This is a genomic window from Streptomyces javensis (assembly GCF_039525925.1).
In the GTDB taxonomy this organism is placed as follows: Bacteria; Actinomycetota; Actinomycetes; order Streptomycetales; family Streptomycetaceae; genus Streptomyces; species Streptomyces asiaticus.
On the sequence record NZ_BAAAIF010000150.1, the window covers coordinates 1 to 9,020 of the forward strand.

At 71.3% G+C, this 9,020-nt stretch carries 1 protein-coding gene and 1 pseudogene; both read left to right on the top strand.

All coding sequences use genetic code 11. The annotated features are described in order from the left end of the window. Nucleotides 1–5,514 (top strand): type I polyketide synthase (locus ABD329_RS46790; protein ID WP_344318135.1); only part of this gene is annotated, 5,514 nt, incomplete at its 5' end. Nucleotides 5,515–5,572: 58 nt separating this feature from the next. Next, nucleotides 5,573–9,020, top strand: a pseudogene (locus ABD329_RS46795) (type I polyketide synthase); the annotation flags it as partial.

A 9,020-nucleotide genomic window follows, 5' to 3' on the forward strand; every position in this document is an offset into this window, starting at 1 on the left:
GACGGTCTGGCGTCGTGGCGCCGGGCGCAGGGGCTGCCGGGTGTGTCGATGGCGTGGGGTCTGTGGGCCGAGGCCAGCGGCATGACCGGACACCTCGCCGAGCGCGATCTGCGCAGGGTGTCGCGTTCGGGCCTGGTGCCGCTCTCCTCCGACGAGGGACTCGAGCTGTTCGACGCGGCTCTGGTCGCGGATGAGATCGTGCCGGTTCCGGTGCGGCTGGACATCCCCGCGCTGCGTGCGCAGGGTGCCGAACTCCCCGCCCTCTTCCGCAAGGTCGTACCCAGCGCGCCGACGCGCCGTACGGCACGCTCGGAGCAGAGCGAAAGCCTTCCCGACGAGCTGCGCCGGCGCCTCGTGGGCCTGCCGCGGACGTCCCAGGACCAGATGCTGCTGGAGCTGGTCCGCACGCAGACCGCGGCGGCCCTCGGGCACGCCACGCCCGAGACCGTCAACACACGGCGGCCGTTCAAGGAGCTCGGCTTCGATTCGCTGATGGGCGTCGATCTGAGGAATCGGCTCACCGCGGAGACCGGTCTGCGGCTGCCCGCCACGCTGGTCTTCGACTATCCGACCCCGATGGCACTCGTCGGCCACATCCGCGACGAGATCCTGGGCGGCGAGGGCGCCACCTCGTCGGCGGGCGCGGCGCCGGTGGCCGCGTCGGACGCGGCCGTGGACAGCGACCCCATCGTGATCGTCAGCATGAGCTGCCGCTTCCCGGGTGGTGTGCGGACGCCCGAGGAGCTGTGGCAACTGGTCATGGCGGGCACCGACGCGATGTCCGAGTTCCCGTCCGACCGCGGATGGGACCTTGAGCGCCTGTACGACCCGGACCCCGACCGGGAGGGCACGTACTACGCCAAGAACGGCGGGTTCCTCTACGACGCCCACCAATTCGACCCCGCCTTCTTCGACATGAGTCCGCGCGAGGCGCTGGCGACCGACCCGCAGCAGCGACTGCTGCTGGAGACCTCGTGGGAGGCGTTCGAGCGGGCCGGTATCGACCCCGTGACCAAGCGGGGCAGCCGCTCCGGTGTGTTCGTGGGCGTGATGTACAACGACTACGGCACCCGGCTGCGGAACGTCCCCGAGGGCTTCGAGGGGTCCCTGGGCAGCGGAAGCGCCGGCAGCGTGGCCTCCGGCCGTATCTCGTACACCCTCGGCCTCGAGGGACCCGCGGTCACGGTGGACACCGCGTGCTCGTCGTCGCTGGTGGCGCTGCACCTGGCGGCGCAGGCGCTGCGCCAGGGCGAGTGCGACCTGGCGCTCGCCGGTGGCGTCTCGGTGATGTCGTCGCCCGGTGCGTTCGTGGAGTTCAGCCGCCAGCGCGGGCTTTCGCCCGACGGCCGCTGCAAGCCGTTCGCGAACGCCGCGGACGGTACGGGCTGGTCCGAGGGGGTGGGCATGCTGCTGCTCGAGCGGCTGTCCGACGCCCGGCGCAACGGCCACGAGGTGCTGGCGGTCGTCCGGGGCTCGGCGGTCAACCAGGACGGTGCGTCCAACGGCCTGACGGCGCCCAACGGCCCGTCGCAGCAGCGAGTGATCCGGCAGGCGCTGGCGAGCGCCCGTCTGTCGGCGGCCGATGTGGACGTGGTGGAGGCGCACGGTACGGGTACGACGCTGGGTGACCCGATCGAGGCGCAGGCGCTGCTGGTGACCTACGGCCAGGGTCGGCCCGAGGACCGGCCGCTGCTGCTGGGCGCGCTCAAGTCGAACATCGGTCATACGCAGGCCGCCGCCGGTGTCGCGGGTGTCATCAAGATGGTGATGGCCATGCGGCACGGGAAGCTGCCGCGGACACTGCACGTCGATGAGCCGTCGCGCGAGGTGGACTGGTCGGCGGGCGAGGTGCGGCTGCTGACGGAGGCGGTGGAGTGGCCCGAGACCGGGCAGCCGCGCCGGGCCGGTGTCTCCGCTTTCGGTGTGAGCGGCACCAACGCCCACACCATCATCGAGCAGGCCCCGCCGGTTGAGGATGAGGCCGAGGCGGGCTCGGTTTCCGATGGCGACAGTGGTGTGGCCGCGTGGCTGCTGTCGGGGCGTGGCGCCGACGCGCTGCGGGCCCAGGCGGCACAGCTCAGGGCGTTCCTGCTGGAGCGGGCCGAGTTGAGCGCGCTGGACATCGGCCACTCGCTGGTGGCGACGCGCTCGATGTTCGAGCACCGCGCCGTGGTGTCGGGTGCGAACCGTGCGGAGCTCCTCGCCGGACTCGAGGCCGTCGCGGCCGGAGAGGTCGCCCCGGGGGTGATTCAGGGCGTCGCGAACACATCGGGGCTGAGGGCGTTCTTGTTCTCGGGGCAGGGTGCGCAGCGGCTGGGCATGGGTCGGGAGCTGTACGACGAGTTCCCGGTGTTCGCCCAGGCGCTGGACGAGGTGTGCGCGCATCTGGACGGGCAACTCGACCGCCCGCTCCGGGAGGTCCTGTTCGCGGCCGAGGGCAGCGAAGATGCCGAGCTGCTGGACCGGACGGCGTTCACCCAGCCCGCCCTGTTCGCGGTCGAGGTGGCGTTGTTCCGGCTGCTGGAGCACTGGGGCGTCACCCCGGATGTGCTGATCGGCCACTCGGTGGGCGAGGTCACCGCCGCGCACGTGGCGGGGGTCTTCACCCTGGAGGACGCGTGCGCGCTGATCGCCGCGCGTGGCCGTCTGATGCAGGCGCTGCCCGAGGGTGGCGCGATGGTCGCGGTCCAGGCGTCGGAGGAGGAGGTCGCGGCGTCGCTTGCCGGTCGTGAGGCCGAGGTGAGCATCGCGGCGGTCAACGGGCCGATGGCCGTGGTGATCGCGGGTGATGAGGCCGCCGCGTTGGAGATCGCCGGGCAGTGGGCGGAGCAGGGTCGTAAGACCCGTCGGCTGCGGGTCAGCCACGCGTTCCACTCGCCTCGCATGGACGCGATGCTGGACGACTTCCGCAAGGTCGTCGAGGGGCTGACGTTCGCCCCGCCGACCATCGCGCTGGTCTCCAATCTGACAGGTGAGTCGGCGGGCGCGGACGACGTGTGCTCGGCGGACTACTGGGTCCGCCACGTGCGGGAGGCGGTGCGGTTCGCGGACGGGGTACGGGCCCTGGAGAAGCTCGGGGTGACCTCGTTCCTGGAGGTCGGCCCGGACGGTGTGCTCACCGCGATGACACAGGACTGCCTGGTGGCGGACGCGGGTTCGGCCTCGGTCGTGGTACCCGTCCTGCGCAAGGACCGTCCGGAGGCCCAGGCGCTGACGGCGGCGCTGGCCGAGCTGCATGTCCATGGTGTCGCGGTCGGCTGGGAGCAGGTCTTCGCCGGGCGTGGTGCGCGGAAGGTGGAGCTGCCGACGTACGCGTTCCAGCGTCAGCGGTACTGGCTGGAGGACCGCGCGGAGGCGTCGGGTGGTTCTGCGGCGGCGGATGGCGTGGACGCGCGGTTCTGGGACGCGGTGGAGCGCGAGGATCTGGAGGCGCTGGCGGAGGCGCTGGACGTCGACGGGGGTGGTTCGCTGGGCGAGTTGCTGCCCGCGCTGTCCTCGTACCGCCGTCAGCAGCGCGAGCGGGCCACGGTCGACGGCTGGCGGTACCGGGTCTCGTGGAAGCCGGTCCCGGATGCGACGACGGGTTCGCTGTCGGGTACGTGGCTGCTCGCGGTGCCCGCCTCGCTCGCGGACAGCGAGCTCACCCAGACGATTTCCCAGGGGCTGGAGAAGTCCGGCGCCCGTGTCGTACCGGTGGCGGTTGACACCGACGCGGACCGCGACGGGCTGGTACGGACACTGCTCGCCGCCGTCGATGGCGAATCCGATGTCCGCGTGCTGTCGTTGCTCGCGCTGGACGAGGAGCCGTCCGCCGGGGAGCCGGCGGTCGCCGCCGGACTCGCGCTGACGTTGTGGCTGGTGCAGGCCGTGGCGGGGCTGGGCGTGCGCGTTCGGCTGTGGTGTGCCTCGCGGGGCGCGGTGTCGGTGGGGCGTTCCGACCGGCTCGCGAGTGCCGCGCAGGCGCAGGTGTGGGGCCTCGGCGGGGTCGCGGCCCTGGAGTACCCGCAGATCTGGGGCGGTCTCGTCGATCTGCCCGAGACGCTGGACGAGCGCGGGATCGCGCGGCTGGCCGGTGTGCTCTCCGCCGAGAGCGGCGAGGACCAGGTCGCGGTGCGTGGCTCGGGTGTGTTCGCCAAGCGTCTGGTGCGGGCTTCAGCGCCGGAGGCCGCGAACGCCGATGGCTGGCGTGTGGGTGGTTCGGTGTTGGTGACCGGCGGTACGGGCGGGCTCGGTGGCCATGTGGCCCGCTGGCTGGTGCGTACGGGTGCTGAGCATCTGGTGCTGACGAGCCGTCGTGGCATGGAGGCAGAGGGCGCCGCCGAGTTGAAGGCGGAGCTGGAGGGGCTTGGCGCGCGGGTGACCGTGGCGGCGTGTGACGCGGCCGACCGGGATGCGCTGGCGGCGGTGCTGGAGGCGATCCCGCGGGAGTTCCCGCTGACCGCGGTGGTGCACACGGCCGGTGTGCTCGATGATGGTGTGCTGGATGCGCTGACGGTGTCGCGGGCGGCGGGTGTGTTGCGTCCGAAGGTGGAGGCGGCCCGTCATCTGCATGAGTTGACCGCTGGGATGGAGCTGTCGGCGTTCGTGTTGTTCTCCTCGGCCGCGGGCACCCTCGGTGGTCCGGGTCAGGGCAGCTACGCGGCGGGCAACGCCTATCTCGACGCGCTGGCGTCGCAGCGGCGCGCGGACGGCCTTCCGGCCACCTCCATCGCCTGGGGCGCCTGGGCCGGGAGCGGCATGGCGGTCGACGGGGAGCTCGAAGAGCAGATGAGGCGGGGCGGCATGGCCCCGATGAACCCCGAACTGGCGATCTCCGCGCTCCAGCGGGCCATGGACCTGGACGAGACCTTCCTCCTCGTGGCCGATGCCGCATGGGAGCGCCTTGGGGCCGAGCTGGGAGGGGACCGGCCGGCACCGCTGCTGGCCGAGCTGACCGGGACACGGCGGCCCGATGCCTCGCCGGTGCCTTCCGACCCGGCGGCGACCGAGTCGGCGGCGGCGGAGCTGCGCGCGAGTCTGGAGGCACTGCCCTCGGCGAAGCGCCAGCGCAATCTCCGCAAGCTGGTGCGTCAGCACGTGGCCGCCGTCCTGGTGCACGCGACTCCGGACGCCATCGAGAACGACCGCTCGTTCACCGAGCTCGGCTTCGACTCGCTGACCGCCGTTCAGCTGCGCAACCGGCTGGGCGCGATCACCGGCCTGGAGCTGCCGACCACGTTGGCATTCGACTACCCCAACCTCACCGCACTGGCCGCGCACCTGGAGACGGGCATGTTCCCGCAGGGCGGTGGGGGTGAGCGGAACGATCCCGAAGAGGACCGGATACGCGAGGCGTTGGCCGCCATTCCGCTCGCGCGTTTCCGTGAGGCCGGACTCATGGACACCCTGCTCGAACTCGCTCACCTATCGGAGAACGGTTCTGAGTCGGCGCCGCAAGAAGAGATGAGTAGCGCGGTCGACACGATGGATGTCGATGACCTCGTCCAGAGGGCTCTGGGCGGCGCTGACCTTTGATGTTGTTGGAAGTGTGGAGCTACTGATGGCTACGTCCTCCGAAAGAGTTGTTGAAGCGCTGCGCGCTTCGCTGCGCGAAAACGACCGCCTCAAGCTACAGAACCAGCGTCTGGTCTCGGCCTCGAAAGAGCCCATCGCCATCGTCGGGATGAGCTGTCGCTTTCCCGGGGGCGTGCGCACCCCCGAGCAACTCTGGCAACTCGTCGTGGATGGCGTCGACGCCATCTCCGAGTTCCCGACCGACCGCGGTTGGGACAACGAGTCGCTGTACCACCCGGACCCGGACCATTCGGGGACGAGTTACACCCGTGAGGGCGGCTTCCTCTACGACGCCGACGAGTTCGACCCGCAGTTCTTCGGAATGTCCCCGCGTGAGGCGCTGGCGACCGATCCGCAGCAGCGGCTGCTGCTGGAGGCCTCCTGGGAGGCGTTCGAGCGGACCGGGATCGACCCCGTCTCCCTGCGCGGCAACCCGGTCGGCGTCTTCGTCGGCACGAGTGGCCTGGACTACGCGACCCACCTCTACGAGGTCGGGGGCGAGCTCGAGGGCTATCTGACGGGCAGTGCGGCCAGCGTGGTGTCGGGCCGCATCTCCTACACCTTCGGCCTCGAAGGACCGGCCGTCACGGTGGACACGGCCTGCTCATCGTCGCTGGTGGCGTTGCATCTGGCGATCCAGGCGCTGCGCCAGGGCGAGTGCGAACTGGCGCTCGCCGGTGGTGTGTCGGTCATGTCGTCCCCCGGTTCGTTCGTCGAGTTCAGCCGGCAGCGCGGGCTGGCGGTCGATGGCCGGTGCAAGCCGTTCGCGGAGGGCGCGGACGGCACGGGCTGGTCCGAGGGCGTGGGTCTGCTGCTGGTCGAGCGGCTGTCGGACGCGCGGAAGAACGGCCACCCGGTGCTGGCGGTCGTGCGCGGTTCGGCGGTCAACCAGGACGGTGCGTCCAACGGTCTGACGGCGCCGAACGGCCCGTCCCAGCAGCGGGTGATCCGGCAGGCGCTGGAGAGCGCGGGACTGTCCGCGGCCGAGGTGGACGCGGTCGAGGCGCATGGCACGGGTACCACGCTGGGCGACCCGATCGAGGCGCAGGCGCTGCTCGCCACGTATGGCCAGGGGCGGGCCGAGGGGCAGCCGCTGTGGCTGGGCGCCATCAAGTCGAACATCGGTCATACGCAGGCCGCCGCCGGTGTCGCCGGAATCATCAAGATGGTGATGGCCATGCGGCACGGCACCCTGCCGAAGGTCCTGCATGTGGATGAGCCATCGAGGCAGGTGGACTGGTCGGCGGGGCAGGTGCGGCTGCTGACCGAGGCCACCGCGTGGCCCGAGACGGGTCAGCCGCGCCGGGCGGGTATCTCCTCGTTCGGGCTGAGCGGGACCAACGCCCACACCATCATCGAGCAGGCCCCGGCGGCCGACCCCGAGGGGCAGCAGGAGGCGACCGCACCCCAGGCTCCCCAGACCGGCGGGGCGCGGCAGCCCGCCGTACAGTCGTGGCTGGTGTCCGGCAAGACCACGGAGGCGCTCTCCGCCCAGGCGAGCCAGCTCCACGCCCATGTGAGTGCCCATCCGGAGCTGACCGCGACAGATGTGGCCTTCTCCCTGGCCACCACCCGTTCGGTCTTCGAGCACCGCGCGGCCGTGGTCGCCGAGGATCGCGACGGCCTCCTCCGCGGTCTGGAGGCCCTGGCTCAGGGCGAGACCACGGCCCAGGTCGTCCAGGGTGTGGCACGCGTCGAGGACACCCTTGCCTTCCTCTTCTCCGGCCAGGGTGCGCAGCGGCTGGGCATGGGGCGGGAGTTGTACGAGGCGTTCCCGGTGTTCGCCCGGGCGCTGGACGAGGTGTGTGCGCATCTGGATGTGGTGCTGGACCGTCCGTTGCGGGAGGTGGTGTTCGCGGCGGAGGGGAGCGCGGACGCCGAGCTCCTGGATCAGACCGCGTTCACCCAGCCGGCGCTGTTCGCCATCGAGGTGGCGCTGTTCCGGCTGCTGGAGCACTGGGGCGTCACTCCCGATGTGGTGATCGGCCACTCGGTGGGCGAGATCGTGGCCGCGCATGTGGCCGGGGTGTTCTCCCTGGAGGACGCCTGCACGCTGATCGCGGCCCGGGGCCGGCTGATGCAGGCGCTGCCCGAGGGCGGCGCGATGGTGGCGGTGCAGGCGTCGGAGGACGAGGTCGCCCCGTCGCTGGCCGGTCGTGAGGCCGAGGTGAGCATCGCCGCCGTCAACGGCCCGACCTCCGTGGTCATCGCCGGTGACGAGGCCGCTGTACTGGAGATCGCCGGACAGTGGGAGCAGGAGGGCCGTAAGACCCGCCGCCTGCGGGTGAGCCATGCCTTCCACTCGCCCCGCATGGACGCGATGCTCGACGACTTCCGGCGTGTCGTGGAACGTCTGTCGTTCGCTTCGCCCTCCATCGATCTCGTCTCCAACGTCACCGGCAAGGTGGCGGACGCGGAGGTGCGCTCGCCGGAGTACTGGGTGCGGCATGTGCGGGAGGCCGTGCGGTTCGCGGACGGCGTGCGGGCGCTCGAAGCCCAGGGCGTGACCACCTTCCTCGAAGTGGGCCCCGACGGTGTGCTCGCCGCGATGGCGCAGGACTGCCTGGCAGAACGGACCGAGTCCGACTCGGCGCCCGTGGTCGTGCCGGTGCTGCGCAAGGACCGCTCGGAGGCCGTGGCCCTGACCACGGCGCTGGCGCGGCTGCATGTGCACGGGTCCGTCGTCGACTGGCGGTCGGCGTTCGACGGGCTCGGGACCAGCAGGGTCGACCTGCCGACCTACCCGTTCCAGCGTCAGCGCTACTGGATCGAGAAGTCCGCCGACTCGGCCGGAATCGCCGCCGGTATCCGCGACGAGGTGGACGCCTGGTTCTGGCAGGCCGTGGAGCGCGAGGATCTCGAATCGCTCGCGAGGACGCTCGACTTCGACGACGAGGCGACGCTGGGCGCCGTACTGCCCGCGCTGTCGGCGTACCGGCGCAGCAGCCGTGAGCAGTCCACGATTGACGGTTGGCGTTATCGGGTGGCGTGGAAGCCGGTTGGGGATGTGGCCGGTGGGTCGTTGTCGGGGACGTGGCTGGTGGTGGTTCCGGCGTCGTGTGTGGGGGACGAGCTGGTGGCGGGGGTGGTCTCCGGTCTTGAGCGGCATGGCGCGGGTGTGGTGTCGCTGACGGTGGACGAGGGTGACTTGGATGCCGGGGCTTTGGGTGAGCGGCTGCGTAAGACGGTCGTGGACGCGGGTGAGTTGGGTGGGGTGTTGTCGTTGCTGGCGCTGGATGAGGGGTCCTGCCCCGGGCATCCGGCGCTGTCCAATGGCTTTGCTTCGACGTTGATGCTGGTGCGGGCGTTGGTTGAGGCGGATGTCGAGGCGCTGTTGTGGTGTGCTTCGCGGGGTGCGGTGTCGGTGGGGCGTTCGGACCGGCTGGCGGGTGTGGTGCAGTCGCAGGTGTGGGGTCTGGGTCGGGTGGTGGGGTTGGAGCACTCGGCGGTGTGGGGTGGTCTGGTGG